General features: G+C 68.7%; 15 protein-coding genes. 5 read left to right on the plus strand and 10 right to left on the minus strand.

The window, feature by feature from the left end; all coding sequences use genetic code 11:
• Positions 1-14: 14 nt before the first annotated feature.
• Positions 15-1,022, plus strand: a complete 1,008-nt coding sequence (locus AC07PZ_RS05395) for a Bug family tripartite tricarboxylate transporter substrate binding protein (protein ID WP_495294014.1) — start codon at positions 15-17, stop codon at positions 1,020-1,022.
• A 50-nt stretch (positions 1,023-1,072) separates the two neighbouring features.
• Here AC07PZ_RS05395 and AC07PZ_RS05400 read toward each other — a convergent pair whose 3' ends face one another.
• Positions 1,073-1,693 (minus strand): TetR/AcrR family transcriptional regulator, encoded by a 621-nt coding sequence (locus AC07PZ_RS05400; RefSeq protein ID WP_495294015.1) that lies wholly within the window; start codon positions 1,691-1,693, stop codon positions 1,073-1,075.
• A 269-nt stretch (positions 1,694-1,962) separates the two neighbouring features.
• On the opposite strand from AC07PZ_RS05400, the gene AC07PZ_RS05405 reads away from it, so the two are divergent.
• On the plus strand, positions 1,963-2,865 hold the full coding sequence (locus AC07PZ_RS05405) for an SDR family oxidoreductase (RefSeq protein WP_495294016.1): 903 nt from the start codon (positions 1,963-1,965) through the stop codon (positions 2,863-2,865).
• Positions 2,866-2,901: 36 nt separating this feature from the next.
• Here AC07PZ_RS05405 and AC07PZ_RS05410 read toward each other — a convergent pair whose 3' ends face one another.
• From AC07PZ_RS05410 to AC07PZ_RS05425, 4 genes are read right to left on the minus strand one after another with little or no spacing between them, the layout of a single operon-like run.
• Positions 2,902-4,986: a molybdopterin-containing oxidoreductase family protein gene (locus AC07PZ_RS05410; protein WP_495294017.1), complete on the minus strand. Its 2,085-nt coding sequence runs from the start codon at positions 4,984-4,986 to the stop codon at positions 2,902-2,904.
• Positions 4,983-6,218: a Zn-dependent hydrolase gene (locus AC07PZ_RS05415; RefSeq protein ID WP_495294018.1), complete on the minus strand. Its 1,236-nt coding sequence runs from the start codon at positions 6,216-6,218 to the stop codon at positions 4,983-4,985. Before AC07PZ_RS05415 ends, AC07PZ_RS05410 begins: the two co-directional genes overlap by 4 nt.
• 1 nt (position 6,219) lies before the next feature.
• Positions 6,220-7,266 (minus strand): fatty acid desaturase, encoded by a 1,047-nt coding sequence (locus tag AC07PZ_RS05420; RefSeq protein WP_495294019.1) that lies wholly within the window; start codon positions 7,264-7,266, stop codon positions 6,220-6,222.
• Entirely contained in the window at positions 7,263-8,318 is a 1,056-nt protein-coding gene (locus AC07PZ_RS05425) for an alpha/beta fold hydrolase (RefSeq protein WP_495294020.1), read from the minus strand. The genes AC07PZ_RS05420 and AC07PZ_RS05425 overlap by 4 nt, the downstream gene beginning before the upstream one ends.
• Positions 8,319-8,464: 146 nt before the next feature.
• Here AC07PZ_RS05425 and AC07PZ_RS05430 point away from each other — a divergent pair, with 146 nt between their 5' ends.
• Both AC07PZ_RS05430 and AC07PZ_RS05435 read left to right on the plus strand, forming a co-directional pair.
• Entirely contained in the window at positions 8,465-9,142 is a 678-nt protein-coding gene (locus AC07PZ_RS05430; protein ID WP_495294021.1) for a TetR/AcrR family transcriptional regulator, read from the plus strand.
• Between the two features lie 9 nt (positions 9,143-9,151).
• Positions 9,152-10,381: a nucleoside recognition domain-containing protein gene (locus tag AC07PZ_RS05435; protein WP_495294022.1), complete on the plus strand. Its 1,230-nt coding sequence runs from the start codon at positions 9,152-9,154 to the stop codon at positions 10,379-10,381.
• Positions 10,382-10,421: 40 nt separating this feature from the next.
• Here the strand turns inward: AC07PZ_RS05435 and AC07PZ_RS05440 are convergent, their stop codons facing one another.
• Positions 10,422-12,200, minus strand: coding sequence for a hypothetical protein (locus AC07PZ_RS05440; RefSeq protein ID WP_495294023.1), 1,779 nt, complete (start codon positions 12,198-12,200; stop codon positions 10,422-10,424).
• A gap of 200 nt (positions 12,201-12,400) precedes the next feature.
• Between AC07PZ_RS05440 and AC07PZ_RS05445 the strand changes: the two genes are divergently transcribed.
• Positions 12,401-12,910: a flavin reductase family protein gene (locus tag AC07PZ_RS05445; protein WP_495294024.1), complete on the plus strand. Its 510-nt coding sequence runs from the start codon at positions 12,401-12,403 to the stop codon at positions 12,908-12,910.
• Between the two features lie 63 nt (positions 12,911-12,973).
• On the opposite strand, the gene AC07PZ_RS05450 is transcribed toward AC07PZ_RS05445, so the two are convergent.
• From AC07PZ_RS05450 to AC07PZ_RS05465, 4 genes are read right to left on the minus strand one after another with little or no spacing between them, the layout of a single operon-like run.
• Positions 12,974-13,891: an isopenicillin N synthase family dioxygenase gene (locus tag AC07PZ_RS05450; protein ID WP_495294025.1), complete on the minus strand. Its 918-nt coding sequence runs from the start codon at positions 13,889-13,891 to the stop codon at positions 12,974-12,976.
• Between the two features lie 53 nt (positions 13,892-13,944).
• Entirely contained in the window at positions 13,945-14,802 is an 858-nt protein-coding gene (locus AC07PZ_RS05455) for an ABC transporter permease (protein ID WP_495294026.1), read from the minus strand.
• Between the two features lie 11 nt (positions 14,803-14,813).
• Positions 14,814-15,560 (minus strand): ABC transporter ATP-binding protein, encoded by a 747-nt coding sequence (locus AC07PZ_RS05460; protein WP_495294027.1) that lies wholly within the window; start codon positions 15,558-15,560, stop codon positions 14,814-14,816.
• A gap of 22 nt (positions 15,561-15,582) precedes the next feature.
• On the minus strand, positions 15,583-16,551 hold the full coding sequence (locus tag AC07PZ_RS05465; protein ID WP_495294028.1) for an ABC transporter substrate-binding protein: 969 nt from the start codon (positions 16,549-16,551) through the stop codon (positions 15,583-15,585).
• Between the last annotated feature and the right edge of the window lie 23 nt (positions 16,552-16,574).

Below are 16,574 nucleotides of genomic sequence, written 5' to 3' on the forward strand. Positions count from 1 at the left end.
CCCCTCGCCTCACCATGTCCTGCCCCACGCCGTCTTCCCGCTCCTCCCGCCGCGCCATCTCGCGCCGCCGTGCCATCGCCGCCACGGTGCTGGCACTCGCCGCGCCCTGGGCCGCAGCGCAGAGCGACTATCCGACCAAACCGATCCGCTTCGTGGTCGGCTACCCGCCGGGCGGTTCGGTGGACATGGCGGCGCGCGTGGTGGCCGACGCGCTGGGCGCGAAGCTGCAGACGCCGGTGGTGGTCGACAACCAGGGCGGCGCGGCCGGTGCGATCGCCGCGCAGCGCGTGGTCAACAGCGCGCCGGACGGCTACACGCTGCTGGTCGGCTCCAGCAACGAGATGGCAGCCACAGGCCTGGTGAACCGCGCCCAGAAATACGATCCGCAGAAGGACCTGACGCCGATCGGCCTGATCGCCACGGCGCCGGTGCTGCTGGTGGCGGGCCCGAAGGCCGGCGTCAGGACGCTCGGCGAATTCATCGACACGGCCAAGCGCAACCCGGGCAAGTTCAGCTACGGCAGTTCGGGCGTCGGCTCGACCTTGCACTTCGCTGGCGAACTGATCAAGCAGCGCGCCGGCATCTTCATGACGCACATCCCGTACCGCGGCGTGGCGCCGCTGACCAGCGACCTGGCCGGCGGCAACATCGAGCTGGCGATCATCTCGCCGACCGCCGCGCTGCCCTTCATCCAGAGCGGTCGGCTCTACCCGCTGGGCGTGAGCAGCGCCAAGCGCATCGCGCTGCTGCCCAACGTGCCGGCGTTGGCCGAGCATCCGGCGCTCAAGGACTACGTGCTGACCGGCTGGTTCGCGCTGGCTGGCCCGAAGAACATGCCGCCCGAGATCACGCAGAAGCTCGGCCTGGCGCTGCAGGCCGTGCTTCAGCAGCCGGACGTGCGCCGGCGCATCGAGGAGTCGGGTTCGGTCATCGCGACCGGCAAGGAAGACCTGGGCCGGCTGATCCGCGACGACATGGCGCAGTACGCCAAGCTGGTCGACTTTGCCCATGTGAAGGACTGACCACCAGCGGCCCGGCAGAGCCGGTTCCGCGCTTCTGGAACCGACGAACCTCAGCGGGCGGCGAGGCCTTCGAAGCAGCTGATGAGCACGAAGTCGACGATCTGCGCGTCGCTGTACAGGCCGCCGGCCTTGAGGAATTCCACCACCGGATCGCAGGCGCGGGCGAACAGCGTGTAGAGCACGACGACGGGCGGCAGCTTGCTGCTCATCGTGCCATCGGTCTGCGCAGCCTGGATCCAGCCGCCGAGCGTGTCGCTGACCTCCATCAGGCGATCGAGATAGGCCCGGTTGTTCATCAATGCCGCGCGCAGCGTGGAGTTCTGGTGCGGCAGCGAAGGCATCTCGCCCTGCAGCTGGACTTCCATCGTCCAGCGGACCACGGCGCGCAGCTTGGCGAGCGGCGGGTCGGTCGGCGGCAGCGACGCCAGCATGTCTTGCGTGCGCTGCATGATGCGCACCATCGCGGCGGCGGCCAGGTCTTCCTTGCTCGGAAAATGCTTGTAGAGGCTGGCCTTGGCGATGCCGACCGACGCGGCAACTTCATCCACGGTCATCGACTCGAAGCCTTTTTCGGCAAGCAGCCGGTTCACCGTCTGGACGATCGCCTCCTCGCGCGCCATATGCATCTGCGCCTTGAAGGAGACTTTTTTCGGGGGCGCTACGGTGTTCATCCGCCGATTCTAGTCCGCCTCGTCTTCAAACAACCATTGCGATCAAATTAAGACCAACTGGTCGCAATAAACACTGGTTCGTTTAAATTTCCATGGTCGCTACGGCATGCGAAAGGCCGGCGACCGCGCCATTTCGCCTGGCCCGCTTGCGCGCCGACCGACCACATCGACTGCCATTGCCCTACAGGCCGTTCCGCCCCGGCGCCACACCCTGCCATGCAGCGCCGGCCCGAAATGGCGGGCATTCGATTCCCAAGGAGAGCAGACACATGGCAAGCCATCTCAGGCCCCTCGACCAACAGATCATCGTGCTGACCGGTGCGTCCAGCGGCATCGGGCTGTGCACGGCGCAGCTCGCAGCCGAACGCGGCGCGCGGCTGGTGCTGGTGGCACGCAGCGGCGACGTCCTCGAACAACTTGTCGCCGAGATCGCCGCGAACGGCGGCACGGCGATCGCCGCGGTGGCCGACGTGGCCGACCGCGCGCAGATGGACGAGGTCGCACGCATCGCGATCACCGAATTCGGCCGCATCGACACGTGGATCAACAACGCCGGTGTTTCCGTCTATGGCCGGCTCGACCAGGTCAGCGAGGAAGACAACCGCAAGGTCTTCGACACCAACTTCTGGGGCATCGTGAACGGTTCCCTGGCTGCATTGCCCTACCTGAAGCTGGAAGGCGGCGCGCTGATCAATCTCGGCAGCGAGGTGTCGGATGCCGTGGTGCCGCTGCAGGGCATGTACTCGGCGTCCAAACATGCGGTGAAAGGCTTCACCGATGCGCTGCGGGTGGAGGTCGAGGATGTGGCGCGCAACCCGGTCACGGTCACGCTGATCCAGCCGACCGCCGTCAACACGCCCTTCCCGAACAACGCACGCAACTACCTCGAGAACGAGCCCAAGCTGCCCGATCCGATGATCGATCCGCAGCAGGTCGCCGAGACCATCCTGAAGGCGGCGACCGAAGGCGGCCGCGACCTGAAGGTCGGCGCGATGTCCAGCTTCAACACCGCGATCGCGAAGATCGTTCCGTGGCTCGGCGATCGCATGGCCGCCAAACAGGCCGACCGCCAGCAGACGCAGGAAAAGCCGCGCCGGCCGCAAGGCACGCTGTATGAGCCCGGCCATTCGGGCCGCATCCACGGCCGGCTGGACACGCCCGCCAGCGCCTGACGGCCTGAACGACCGGACCTGGCGGTCTCGCGCCGTTCAGCCGGCCCGTTCGATCTCGACCGCCGTGTCGTAGTACGTCGCGCCACGGCCGATGTCGGTCAGGCCATCCGACGTCACGGCGTTGGCGTTCTCGCCGTCGGCCGACTTCTTCAGCCACCAGATCGACGGCGCGACCACCACGCCGCTGCGCGACTTGTCGCCGACGCGTGCATCGGCTTCGAAGGCACCGCGTGCGTTGAAGACGCGCACCCGATCGCCGTCGGCGATGCCGCGCGCCGCCGCGTCGGCCGCATGGATGTCGACCCACGGCGCGCCGACGTCGCGCACCAGCGATTCGACGGCCGAGAAGCTCGAATTCAGGTAATGCCGCGCCGGCGGCGTGAGCAGCATCAGCGGAAAGCGTTGCGCGAGTGCGGGGTCGCCCAGCGCCGATTCGCGCGGTGGGATGAACTCCGGCACCGCGCTCCAGCCCTGGGCGGCAGCGCTCGCGCTTTCGAACTCGCAGCGGCCGGACGGCGTCGGGAAATTGCCGTTGGCGAAGGGCGCGTAGTGCAGCGGCACGTCGATCCGCTGCCAGCCGTCGCGCCGCAGGACGTCGAAGTCGAGCGAGGCGTTGACCGCGGCCGTGGGGATGTGCGCCTCGGCCGCGATCTCCTCATCGCTCTGACGGAAGCAGGGCTCGTCGAAGCCCATGCGCGCCGCCAGCCGGCGGAACAGCTCGGCGTTGGAAACGGCCTCGCCGAGCGGTGCGATCGCCTGCTCGTTGAGCATCGTGTACAGCGTGCCGTAAGGCCGGTGCACGTCGAACTGCTCGAGCTGCGTGGTGGCCGGCAGCACGATGTCGGCGTAGTCGCAGGTGTCGGTCAGGAAGATCTCGTGCACGACCGTGAACAGGTCGGGCCGCAGCAAGCCGCGGCGCAGCAGACCGTTGTTCGGCGCCACCGCCACCGGGTTGGAGGCATAGACGAACAGCGCCTTCAGCGGCGGGTCGTTCAGCTCGGTCAGCGCCTGCGCGATCTGCGCCATGTTGACGGTGCGCGGCGGCGGGTCGGGCAGCAGGTGGCGCCCGTCGAGCGCCGCCAGGTCGACCGCATGCGCGCCGGCGTTGTCGAGCAGCACGCCGCCCGCGGCATGGCGCCAGGCGCCGGTGAGTGCGGGCAGGCAGGCGATGGCGCGCACCGCGTTGCCGCCGCCCGCGTGGCGCTGCATGCCGAAGTTCATGCGGATCGCCGACAGCGGCTCGCTGCCGTAGTCCTTCGCCAGCTGGCAGATGTCGTCCACCGCCAGGCCGGTGATGCCGGCGACCACCTCCGGCGTGAAGTCCGCGGCACGTGCCGCGAGCGCGTCGAAGCCCAGCGTGTGGCGGTCGATGTAGTCGCGGTCGATCAGGCCGTCGCGGATCAGCAGGTGCATCAGGCCGAAGGCCAGCGCGCCGTCGGTGCCGGGCAGCGGCGCCAGGTGCCAGTCGGACTTCTCGGCCGACTGCGAGCGGTACGGGTCGATCGCGATCACCTTGGCGCCCTTGCGGCGCGCCTCGGCGATGCGGGTCCACAAGTGCAGGTTCGACGTGATCGGATTGGTGCCCCAGAGGATGATCAGCCGTGCATCCGCGAAGTGCGTGATGTCGGTGCCGATCTGCGCGCCGACCACGGTGTTGTAGCCCGTGCGACCGGCCGTGGCGCAGAGCACGCGCTCGGGCAGCGACGCGCCCAGCCGGTGGAAGAAGCGCCGCGGCATGCCGAAGTTGTGGACCAGCCCCAGCGTGCCCGAATAGGCATACGGCAGGATGGCTTGCGGGTCGTCGGCGGCGATCGCCTTGAAGCGCTCTGCGATGGTGTCGAGCGCCTCGTCCCAGCCGATGCGCTCCCAGCGGCCCTGCCCCGGTCCCTTGGCGCCGACCCTTCGCATCGGGTACAGCACGCGATCGGGGCTATAGGTGCGCTCCAGGTAGCGCGAAACCTTGGTGCACAGCACGCCCTGCGTGGTCGGATGTGCCGGGTCGCCGCGCACCTTGGTGGCCACGCCGTCCTTCACGGTGATCAGCATCGCGCAGGTGTCGGGGCAGTCGTGCGGACAGGTGCCGTGGACGACACGCTCGCCGGTGGCTGGCAAGGCTGTCATGCGGCCGCCAGCAGCATCGCGTCGAGCAGCACGTTGCAGCCCGCGGTCAGGTGCTCGGGCTTGGCGTCCTCGATCTCGTTGTGCGAGATGCCGTCCTTGCAGGGCACGAAGATCATGCCGACCGGCAACTGGCTGGCGACGTAGACCGCGTCGTGGCCCGCGCCGCTGACCACGTCCATGCAGCTGTAGCCGCGCGCCGCGGCGCCCTGCCGCACGCCGTCCACCATCGGGAACGCCGTAGGCGCGAAGTACACGACCTGCTGGATGTCGACGGTCGTGCCGGTGCGTGCCGCCACCTCCGCGCAGGCCGCGCGGATCTGCGCGTCCATGCTGGACAGCGAGGCGTCGTCGATGTTGCGCAGGTCGACCGTGAACTTCACGCGGCCCGGGATCACGTTGCGCGAGGCCGGGAACACGTCGACCACGCCGACCGTGCCGCGCCCGTGCGGCGCATGGCGCAGCGCGATCGCCACCGTCTCCTGCATCAGGCCGGCCGCCGCCTGCAGCGCGTCGCGGCGCAGCGCCATCGGCGTCGGGCCGGCATGCGCTTCCTGGCCGGTGACGGTCACGTCGTACCAGCGCTGGCCGAGCGCGCCGGTGACGGCACCGATCACCACGTCGGCGTCCTCCAGCACCGGGCCCTGTTCGATGTGCGCCTCGAAGTACGCGGCGAAGCGCGGTGCGCCGGCCGACACGGCGGCCGGCTCCGCGCCCGCGTAGCCGATGGCCTCGAGCGCGCCGCCGACGCTGATGCCGTCGCGGTCGGTCGCCGCCAGCGCGGACTCGAGCGTGAAGGCGCCGGCATAGACGCCCGAACCCATCATCACCGGGACGAAGCGCGAGCCCTCCTCGTTGGTCCAGATCGCCATCTCGAGCGGCAGGCGGGTCTGCACGCCGTGGTCGTTCAGCGTGCGGAACACCTCCAGCACCGCGAGCACGCCGTAGTTGCCGTCGAACTTGCCGCCGGTCGGCTGGGTGTCGATGTGGCTGCCGGACGCGACCGCGGGCAGGCTGTCGTCCAGGCCCGGACGGCGCGCGAAGATGTTGCCGATCCGGTCGACGCGGATGCTGCAGCCGGCCTCGCGTGCCCAGCGGATCACCAGTTCGCGGCCCTGCCGGTCGAGATCGGTCAGTGCGAGCCGGCAGACGCCGCCCGCGGGTGTCGCGCCGATGCCGGCCAGTTCCATCAGGCTGGCCCAGAGGCGGTCGCCGTCGATCGAGAGTGCGCTCATGTCATTTGCTTTCGGTGAGGAGGTCGGTGCCCTCGGCGCGGCGCACGGCCAGGGCGTTCAGATGGCGGAGCACGGCCGCGGTCGATGCCGGGTAGCCGTTCTCGGTGTTCGTGATGTGGTCCGCCAGCAGCGCGTTGAGCTGCGGCAGCGCATGGAAGGGCACGGCCGGATAGGCGTGGTGCTCCACATGGAAGGGCATGTTCCATGCGAAGAAGCGCACGAAGGCGTTGGTGTAGGTGGTGCGCGTGTTCTCGAGCATGTCCGGCGTGTGGGCGCAGCCGGTGTGCTCCGACAGCAGGTACGGCCGCAGGAACCACTGGCCGACGGCCAGCGGCAGCAGCCAGAGCCACAGCGCGGCGAGCGAGCCGGTCGCGATCGACAGCGCGGCCACGGCGGCGTAGCCGAGCAGGTAGCAGCGTGCCTCGCGCACCACCAGCGCGCGCCTGGCTTCGGGCACCCAGGGCGCGCGCACGACGCCGCGCACGCCGTGCATGAAGAGCATGCGGGCACGCCCGATCCAGGTCGGCACACCCGACCAATACCAGACGAGCCCGGCCCGCGTGGCCGGCAGCGGCATGGCGAGCTCCGGATCGCGCGCCGGGTCCTGCGTGAAGCGGTGATGGTCCCAGTGGAACAGCCGGTAGTACTCGTAGGGCAGCCCGATCGCGAAGCCGGCCAGGTGGCCCATCGCGTAGTTCCAGAAACGCGTGCGGAACGGCGTCTGGTGCGCGGTCTCGTGCAGCGCGTTGAACAGGAAGGCGATGAAGTAGCCGAGCAGCGGCACCAGCGCCAGCGCCCACGGGCTTCCGCGGAGCTGCCACAGCGCCCATGCGGCGATGCCGATCGCGCCGAGATGTCCGAGGGCGCGCCGTGCGGCGGGCCCGTTGCTGCGCACCGACAGCGGCATCAGGTCCTTCGCCTTGAGCCGGAACGCGGCGGGCTTGTCGGTGGCGCGCGGCGCACGCGGGGCGGTTGCGTCGACGACATCGGCGGCCTCGGCGACATCGGACGAGGCCGGTCGCGTGGCGTGTTGCGGAAGCGTCGTCATGCGGCGAGCAAGGCCTTCACATGGTGGTCGATGAAGGCCCGGTCCTCCGGTTGCCGGTCCGACGGATTGCCCGCACGGTGGCCCCAGACCGAAGGAATCGGATGCAGTTCGGCGTTCTGCAGATGCTGCATCTCGAGCCGGTTGTCGTCGACCTGGAAGTAGAGGTCGTGGTCGCCCGGCATCAGCAGCGTGCGCGCGCGGATCGCGGCCAGCGCCCTGGGCAGGTCGCCGCCGTACAGCGCGTTGGCGCTGATGTCGCCGTGCTCCCAGGTCCAGAGCTGCGCGAGCAGATCGACCGGATCGCGCCGCGCGAAGTTGCTTTCCCAGTACGTGACGAGGTAGTCCTCGAGCGACGACGCACCCAGGCTGCGCCACAGCTCCTCGCGGTAGAAGGTCTGCGACATCGCCCAGCCGGCGTAGATGCGGCCCATGGCGCGCAGCCCGCGCACCGGCCGCTCGGTGAAGAGCCCGTCGCGGTAGGCCGCATCGGCCGTCAGCGCGTGGCGCACGCCGTCGAGGAACACCCGGTTGTGCGGCGCACAGCGCGCCGAGCCGCAGACCACCGCGATGCGCTCGACCGCGTCCGGGAACAGCGCGGCCCAGTGGTAGGCCTGCATGGCGCCCATCGACCAGCCATAGACCAGCGCCACGCGGTCGATGCCCCAGAGCTCGGCCAGCATGCGGCGCTGGACCTGCACCGCGTCGGCATAGGTCACGTCGGGGTAGCGCGTACCGACGTCGGGCCAGGGCGTGTTCGACGGCGAACTCGACAGCCCGTTGCCGAACAGGTTCGGGATCACGATGAAGTACTTCGACGGGTCGAGTGCACCACCTTCGCACACCATCGACTGCGTGTCGTGGTGCTGCGCCGAGTAGGAGGTCGGATAGACGATCACGTTCGAACGCGCCGCGTTCAGCGTGCCGAAGGTCTTGTAGACGATCGACATGTTGCGGAAGGTGCGGCCCGACTGCAGCACGACGCTGCCGGCGTGGAAGACGCCCGTGCCGGCCTCGGGCAGGGCGTTGTCGGCGGGAACGGTCGTCGTGGACATCGTGTGGGCGATCGGTATTTTTAAACTATACGTGTCGTACAGTAATTGAAAATGCCGCACGCAACAAGCGTGCCATTGCGTAGTTTCACGTCCCGGTTTTCGCCGCAGGCTTCGGCGATGATCGGTCACTCTTCCAGCATGCCGCCATGACACGCCCGCTCGCCACACCCGTCCGACTCGTTCCCCAGGTTTCCAAGGCCACGGCCGTTGCAACCGCGGCGCCGGCCGATGGTGCCGCACGCCGCCGCGGCCGTCCTCGCTCCGAGACCGCCAGCACGGCGGTGCTGGACGCCGCCTACCGGCTGAGCGCCACGGTCGGGCTGCGCGGCGCCACGATCCAGGCGATCGCCGCCGAATCCGGCGTGTCGAAGATGACGATCTACAAGTGGTGGCCCAGCCGGCTGGAGCTGCTGATCGACGCGTTCCTGCGCCAGACGACGATGGTGCTGCCGCTGTCCGAAACCGATCCGCCGGCCCAGGCGATCCATGCGCACGCGCAGCGTTATGTGGCGGCGCTGCAGGGCGATCTCGGCCGCGTGCAGCTGGCGGTGCTGGCCGAATGCATGGCCGAGCACGGCAACACCGAACTCTTCGTGGCGCATTACCTCAGCATCCGCCGCAAGCTCGGCATCGGCGTGATCCGCCGCGGCCAGCGCGACGGCAGCATCCGGGCCAGCCGCCCGCCCGAAGCGCTCTACGACCAGATCTACGGCACGATCTTCTACCGGCTGCAGTTCGGCTTCAAGGGGCTGAACAAGGCCTTCGTGAAGGCGCTGGTGGACGCCACGCTGGCCACCGACGCCGATGCGCCGGCCGGTGCCTGAGGCCACGCCATGCTCAACGGACTCTGGCTCGGCTTCTTCCTGGTGGCGGCGCTCGCGGCGCTGGGCCGCTGGCTGGTCGGCGGCGACGCCGGCGTGTTCGCAGCGATGGTCGACAGCCTGTTCGCCATGGCGAAGCTCGGCGTCGAGGTGATGGTGCTGTTGTTCGGCACGCTGACGCTGTGGCTCGGCTTCCTGCGCATCGCCGAGGCGGCCGGGCTGGTGGCCTGGCTCGCACGGCTGCTCGGGCCGCTGTTCAGCCGGCTGATGCCGGGCGTGCCCGCGGGCCATCCGGCGCTCGGGCTCATCACGATGAACTTCGCGGCCAACGCGCTGGGGCTGGACAACGCAGCCACGCCGATCGGCCTGAAGGCGATGCGCGAATTGCAGACGCTCAACACCGAGCCGGCGCGCGCCACCGATGCGCAGATCCTGTTCTTGGTGCTCAACGCGTCGTCGCTCACGCTGCTGCCGGTGACGATCTTCATGTACCGCGCGCAGCAGGGCGCGGCCGATCCGACGCTGATGTTCCTGCCGATCCTGCTGGCCACCAGCGCATCGACGCTCGCCGGACTGCTGTCGGTCGCGCTGATGCAGCGGCTGCGCCTGTGGGACCCGGTCGTGCTGGCCTACCTGCTGCCCGGTGCGCTGGCGCTCGGCGGCTTCATGGCGCTGCTGGCAACGCTCTCGGCCGCCGCGCTGGCGGCACTCTCGTCGCTGCTGGGCAACCTCGTGCTGTTCGGCCTGATCGTCGGCTTCCTCCTGGCCGGCGCGGTGAAGCGCATCCCGGTGTACGACCACTTCGTCGAAGGCGCGAAAGAAGGCTTCGACGTTGCGAAGAACCTGCTTCCCTACCTGATCGCGATGCTGTGCGCGGTCGGCGTGCTGCGGGCCTCGGGCGCGCTCGACGTCGTGCTCGAAGGCATCCGCTGGCTGGCCATGCGCACCGGCTGGGACACGCGCTTCGTCGATGCGCTGCCGACTGCACTGGTGAAGCCCTTCTCGGGCAGCGCGGCGCGCGCGATGCTGATCGAGACCATGAAGAGCCAGGGCGTCGACAGCTTCGCCGCACGGCTGGCCGCCATCATCCAGGGCAGCACCGAGACCACCTTCTATGTGCTCGCGGTGTACTTCGGCGCCGTCGGCATCCGGCGTGCGCGGCACGCGGTCGGCTGCGCGCTGGTGGCCGAGGCGGCCGGCGTCCTGGCATCGATCGGCGTCTGCTACTGGTTCTTCGGCTGAACGTGCCGCAGCCCTCCACGACCATCGACCGCCGAGTTGTTCACGTCGTGGTGGCCAGCCCGGCAACCGCACGCGCGCGCATGAAATCCCGGCGCGCCTCTGCCACCGGCTTGCAATAGTTCGGGTCGGTCGCGTACAGGGTCGCGTAAAGCACGCCGGCCAGCGGTTCGTCCGGTATGAAGCGAAGCAGTGAATAGTGTCTGCGCCGCACCAGATCGTGGAACGACAGGCTGGCGTGGGGGAACTCGGCTTCGTAGTCTCGCGCCATTTTTTTCCAGAGCGGCAATGCCAGCGGATTGACGAGGCGCTCTCCCAACGAATGGCTGGTGCGCCTGCGATAGGTGTCCTCATCGGCGCTGCCGAGCGCGGCGAACATCAGCCCGAGGAGCTTTTCGTCGGGAACATTGCACGCCACGTAGTCGCGCAGGGCCGCCCGCGTCTCACTGACGGTGGAGACGGGCAGATTGGAAGTGGTCGTGAGGGTCAGGCTCGTGGCCGTGGGGCGCGATAGGCATGCGTGGACAGCGTCGGTGAGTCGCTCCTCCGAATGGCGCGAGCCGGCCGCCTTGATCGATGCCGCATATTCCGCGGCTTGCCTCTCCAGTTGGGCCGGGTCCGCCTGTTCGGTCCGGTGGAGCGTCACGGCCGCCTGTCCTCGCCGCGCATCGGATGCCGCACTGAAGCATTCGCGGAGCGCGTCGTACATGGCCTCGGCCGTGCCGGCACTTCCGTTGGATGCACGGCATGCGTCGCATCGTTGGAGCAAGTCCCACAGCAGGGGCTCGAGGGGGCGATCCGGCCGATACGAGCGCCGCAGCCAGTCCCCGAGATTCGTGGCTTGCTCCACCCAATGCGGGCCCGCAGGGGCGCCCTGGAGTTGGCCGCAGGCAATTTCCAGGTTGTCGTGCACGTCGGCTTGCTCGAAACGGGTCAGCGGCAAGACGCTGGACGAGGGTTTGAGCAGATCCTGACGACCCAGGCCCTTGATCGCATCGCCCAGCGCGTCGACCACGTTCTGCAACGGCGCCGCGCCGCCGAAGTAGTCGGCGCAAGCCTGCAGCAACGGCGCCTGTTCATCGGATGCGGTGGATGCGACGAGGCACGCCAGCGCACGGCAATGCAGCTCCTGCTGGGGGCCAGACCGCGCCCCGAGAATGCGTTCGCGGTATGAGTCGAGAAGGAGCGCCAGATCGGGGGCCTGCACCGCCTCCCGGTCGTCGTTCGACGGCGTGGGCATCCGCGAGCCCAGCGTCGAGAGGCACTGCGCCAACATGTCGAGCCCCGGTGCGTCGGCCCACGACATCGAGTCCAGGCACTTCTTCATGCCTGGCTGCCCAAGAGCGTCGGCATATGTCGCCATGGCCGCCAACACGCTGCCGACCCTGGCCTGGCTTGCCGGTTCGATCGGCTCGCCCGCGTCATGCAGCAACTGCGCCAGCTGATTCGCAAGACTGACGAGCACCGCACCGGGCCACGGTTGCGACGCCGTGCCGGCAACGTACGCACGGGGAACGAACCGAAGTGCGGCCATTGCTTCCTGCTGCGCCGCGGAATGGGTGCGCGAGGCTTGCACGGTGGTGATCGGCGGAGGCGAACCGAGCGACGCGCCTGTCGATGAACCCGCAAACTGACCGGGGTTCTGCTGCCATCGATCACCAGAGGAAGTCGGCCCGTAGGTGGTTGCGGACGTCCAGCGTCTTGCGGATTCTTGCGGCGTGGCATCGCTGTCCGTGCCGTCGATGTTTCGGGTCGAGGGAACGGTTCCCGAGGTTGGCGTGACGTCGGGCTTCAACCGCTTCGGGACAGGCGTGATGGACATGCGGATTGGCAGTGGTTAAAAAGGGTCGCCATCCTCGGCGCGGGCGGCACGACCACCACACGTCCATGCGAACGCTCGTCAGCTTGAACGCAGCGGACTGGCTGCAGCTTGATGGGAAACCGGGCCGTCGCCATGGGCACACCCATCGGCCAGAATGGCTGCCGGCCCTCTTTCGTCCTTCATTCCTTCCCGGCTTCACCGTGACTGTCCCTGTCCAGGCGCAAGCGCCTTCCTTTTCGGTCGACGAGTTCCGCCAGGCACTCGGCACCTTCGCCACCGGCGTGACCATCGTGACGGCGCGTGCAGCCGACGGCACGCTGGTCGGGCTCACCGCCAACTCCTTCAATTCGGTGTCGCTCGCGCCGCCACTGGTGCTGTGGAGCCTGTCGCGCAGTGCCGCGTCGATGGCCGCGCTGAGCACCGGCTCGCACTACGCGATCAACATCCTTGCAGCCGACCAGAAGCATCTGGCGGAGCGCTTCGCAAAGAAGGACATCGATCGCTACGCCGACGTGCGCTTCACCGAGGGCACCGGCGGGGCGCCGTTGATCGAAGGTGCGGCGGCGAGCTTCGAGTGCTTCAACCGCAGCCGCTACGACGAAGGCGACCACGTGATCTTCGTGGGCGAGGTGGAGCGCTGCAGCCGTCGCGCGGGAGCCTCGCCGTTGTTGTTCCACGGTGGCCGCTTCTATACCGAGCATCCGCTCTGAGCAGGGCTCGGTTGATCGGAGCGGGGTCGAGGGCGATGGACAGGCTGGTGTTGACTGATCCGACTACGGCTTCGCGGCGTACGTCGCCGCAAAGCGCTGCTGAAGATAGTCGTGTGCCGTGACCGGCGCATGGCGTGGTGACTCGCCGGCAGGCACGCAGGACGCAATCGCGCTGACCAGCGCGTCCGGGTTCGGGTCGATGAACATCGCGATCGAATAGCGCTCCGCCGCCGGCTTGAGCACGCGGTGCGGCGTCGACACATAGATGTCGTTGGTCCAGCGCATCAGGCAGTCGCCGATGTTGCAGATGAAGGCGCCGGGCGTGGCGGGCACGTCGACCCAGCCGCCGTCGCGGCGCCGCACCTGCAGGCCGGCGACGCCGTCGGTCGCGAGCAGCGTGACGTTGCCGTAGTCGGTGTGCGCGCCGGCGCCGATCTGGCCTTCGGGCACGGCCTGCGCCGGTACCGGGTAGTGCAGCAGCCGCAGCGTCGCAAGCGGGCGATCGATCTTGTCGGCGAAGAAGTCCTCGGCCAGGCCGAGGTCCAGTGCAAAGGCCTGGTGCAGCCGCGCGCCGACCGCCAGCACGGCGTTGAAGTAGCCCTGCACCACGTCGCGGAAGCCCGTCAGCGGCGGCCAGACGTTGGCGGGTCGCGTCGCGTCGTCGGTCCAGATCAGGTTGAAGGCCTCCTTGTGGTCGGCGGCCGTCTTCTCGTCGAGCGCCTCCACGCCGAGGCCGACGTAGCCGCGGTTGCTGCCGAGCTTGCCGATCGCCATCTCGCGCTTGGCGGCCACGGGCTCGGCGAACAGCCGCGCGCTCTGCGCGAAGGTCGCATCGATCGACGCCGTCGACACCCCATGGCCGGTGATCACGAAGAAGCCGACGCCGCGGCAGGCGGCGCCGATCCGGGCCGCGACCGCGCGGCGGGCCGCAGCGTCGCCGGTGGCGAGCGGCGCGATGTCGATGAGCGGGATGTCTTGCATGGGTCGAGTCTTCTGTGCTTTGGAGCCGTCGTCAACGCTGCCGGTATGCAAGCTCAATGCCCGATCGCGGACTCGTGCCAGTTCTTCAGCAGCAGCCGGCCGATGCCGCTGACCACCATGAAGAACAGGAAGCCGAGCAGCGTCGCCGCGATGACTTCGGCGAACAGCAGCGACGTGTACATGCGCCCCTGCGCAAACACGATCTGCACGCCCAGCCCGCCCTGCGCATTGCCCGAACCGATGATGAATTCGCCGACGATCGCGCCGATCACCGACAGCCCGGCCGAGATGCGCAGCCCCGCGATGATGTGCGGCAGTGCACCGGGCAGTTGCAGCTTCCAGAAGGACGTGAGCCGGCTCGTGTTGTGCAGCGCGAACAGCTCGGTCAGGTTGCGCGAGGTCGAGCGCAGGCCCAGCAGCGTGTTGTTGACGATCGGGAACAGCGACATGATCAGGCTGATGATCACGACCGACAGATCGTTGTAGCCGAACCAGAGCACGATCAGCGGCGCGATCGCGACCACCGGCACCGTCTGCAGCAGCACCGCATACGGATAGATGCTGCGCTCCAGCAGCTTCGACTGGCTCAGCACCGCCGCGAGGCCGATGCCGCCGACGATGGCCAGCAGATAGCCGAAGGTGGCTTCCTTCAGCGTGGTCAGCGTGGCGATCAGCAGCACGCCCGCGTTCTCGCCGACGGCGGCGGCGACCTCCTGCGGCGACGGCACGAGATAGCCCTTGCCCTTGTAGACGGTGGCGGTCAGCAGGTACCAGCCGGCAATGGCGATCAGCGCGACCAGCACGACGGGCCAGGCGGCCTGGACGAAGCCCCGCACGCGCGACGGCGCGGCCGGCGGTGCGGTGCTCGCGACGGTTGCCGCGTTCGATGAAATGGATGTGGCGTTGGACACGGGCGGTTCCCTCAGGCGGTGACTTTGCGGCGCAGCGCGGCGGTGACTTCGCCGGTGAGTTGCGCGAACTCGGGCGTGGCGCGCAGTTCCGGCGCACGCGGGAAGGCGAAGGGCACGTCGATCACCTCGAGGATGCGCCCGGGCCGCGGCGACATCACGACCACGCGGTCCGACAGGTAGACGGCCTCGTGCACGTTGTGCGTGACCAGCACGCCGGTGAAGCCGGCCTGCTTCCACAGCGCGGAGAGCTCTTCCTGCAGCACGTCGCGCGTGAGTTCGTCGACCGCGGCCAGCGGCTCGTCGAGCAGCAGCAGGTCGGGCCGCAGCGCCAGCGCGCGGGCCAGCGACAGGCGCATGCGCATGCCGCCCGACAACTGGTGCGGATACGACTTCTCGAAGCCCGCCAGGCCGACCAGCTTCAGCGCCTCTGCCGCACGCGGACGGTAGTCCTCGGGCTTGTGGCCTTCGAGCTCCATCAGCAGTTGCGCGTTGCGCTCGACGGTGCGCCAGGGCAGCAGCGCGGCCTCCTGGAAGACGAAGGCGGTCTCGATGTCGGCGGGCCGCCGGCATTCGCCGGTGCTGCTCGCGATGAGCCCGGCGACGATCCGCAACAGCGTCGACTTGCCGCAGCCCGACGGCCCGACGATCGACACGAACTCGCCCGCCCGCAGGTCGAAGTCGACCTGGCCCAGCGCCTGCAGGCCGCTGTCGAAGCGCTTGGACACGCCCTTCAATTGAATCGCCGCACCGTGTGCCATGTCGAATGCTCCGGGAGTGGGATCAGCAGCCGGGGACCAGCGTGCGGTCGTAGGCCTGCTTCTCGTTGAAGTCCTTCGGCAGGAAGGCCACGCTGCGCAACTGGCTGGCGATTTCGCTCCAGCGCGCGTCGCTCATGCAGCCGATCTTGCCGAGGTCGTGCGAGATCAGCTTCTCGATCATCTCCTTGTTGGCCGCGTCGTACACGGCCGGCGAGATCTGCTTGTTCATCTCGAACAGCATCGGCTTCAGGCCCGACGGATTGCGCACGTAGTTGGCCCAGCCCTTCTGCACGGCGGCCACGGTGGCCTTCACCAGCGCCGGGTTCTTCTGGATCATCTCGTCGGTGGTGAACAGCACGTTGTACGGCCGGTAGCCCAGCGACGCCAGCGTGATCGACTGCACGGGGATGCCGGCCTCCTGCATGCGCGCCGGCAGGTAGAGCGAGTAGCCCTGTTGCACCATCTTCGGGTCGTTGCGGAACAGGCTGAGGTCGCCGCTCACCGGAATCTCGCGGGTGCCGGCCAGCTTGTATTGCTTCTTCGTCCATTCCCAGTAGGCATTGCCGATGTTCACGGCGAAGGTGCGGCCCTGCAGGTCGGCGATCGACTTGACGGCCGGGTCGGCGTGGTAGACCAGCGCATAGGGCACGTAGTCGAGGTGCGCGAACACGGCGCGCACCGGTGCGCCGCGCAGGCGCGCCAGCAGCACGTCGTCGGCGTTGCCGATGCCGAACTCGGCCTGGCCGGACGCGACCTGCGGCACGGTCTGGATCTTCGGGCCGCCCTGCAGCACCGAGATCTTGATGCCGGCCTCCTTGCCGAGGTTGTCCTGCTGCGCCTGCCAGTAGCCGGCCTGGTCGGGCTGCGCGAACCAGTTGGTGAGGATGCGCACGGGCTTCAGGTCCTGTGCGGCAGCGGGCAATGCGACGGACAGCGAGGCGGCGGCCAGCGCGATCGCCAGGGCGGTGCGGCGGAAGATCGATGGGGTCATGACGGTTTCAGAAAAGATGAATG

Source organism: Variovorax sp. GW821-FHT10B04 (genome assembly GCF_059415645.1).

Excerpts from the sequence above, each read along its gene's own strand:
- AC07PZ_RS05395 (WP_495294014.1), top strand. The coding sequence starts at position 15 with ATGTCCTGCCCCACGCCGTCTTCCCGCTCCTCCCGCCGCGCCATCTCG.
- AC07PZ_RS05400 (WP_495294015.1), bottom strand. The coding sequence starts at position 1,693 with ATGAACACCGTAGCGCCCCCGAAAAAAGTCTCCTTCAAGGCGCAGATG.
- AC07PZ_RS05405 (WP_495294016.1), top strand. The coding sequence starts at position 1,963 with ATGGCAAGCCATCTCAGGCCCCTCGACCAACAGATCATCGTGCTGACC.
- AC07PZ_RS05410 (WP_495294017.1), bottom strand. The coding sequence starts at position 4,986 with ATGACAGCCTTGCCAGCCACCGGCGAGCGTGTCGTCCACGGCACCTGT.
- AC07PZ_RS05415 (WP_495294018.1), bottom strand. The coding sequence starts at position 6,218 with ATGAGCGCACTCTCGATCGACGGCGACCGCCTCTGGGCCAGCCTGATG.
- AC07PZ_RS05420 (WP_495294019.1), bottom strand. The coding sequence starts at position 7,266 with ATGACGACGCTTCCGCAACACGCCACGCGACCGGCCTCGTCCGATGTC.
- AC07PZ_RS05425 (WP_495294020.1), bottom strand. The coding sequence starts at position 8,318 with ATGTCCACGACGACCGTTCCCGCCGACAACGCCCTGCCCGAGGCCGGC.
- AC07PZ_RS05430 (WP_495294021.1), top strand. The coding sequence starts at position 8,465 with ATGACACGCCCGCTCGCCACACCCGTCCGACTCGTTCCCCAGGTTTCC.
- AC07PZ_RS05435 (WP_495294022.1), top strand. The coding sequence starts at position 9,152 with ATGCTCAACGGACTCTGGCTCGGCTTCTTCCTGGTGGCGGCGCTCGCG.
- AC07PZ_RS05440 (WP_495294023.1), bottom strand. The coding sequence starts at position 12,200 with ATGTCCATCACGCCTGTCCCGAAGCGGTTGAAGCCCGACGTCACGCCA.
- AC07PZ_RS05450 (WP_495294025.1), bottom strand. The coding sequence starts at position 13,891 with ATGCAAGACATCCCGCTCATCGACATCGCGCCGCTCGCCACCGGCGAC.
- AC07PZ_RS05460 (WP_495294027.1), bottom strand. The coding sequence starts at position 15,560 with ATGGCACACGGTGCGGCGATTCAATTGAAGGGCGTGTCCAAGCGCTTC.
- AC07PZ_RS05465 (WP_495294028.1), bottom strand. The coding sequence starts at position 16,551 with ATGACCCCATCGATCTTCCGCCGCACCGCCCTGGCGATCGCGCTGGCC.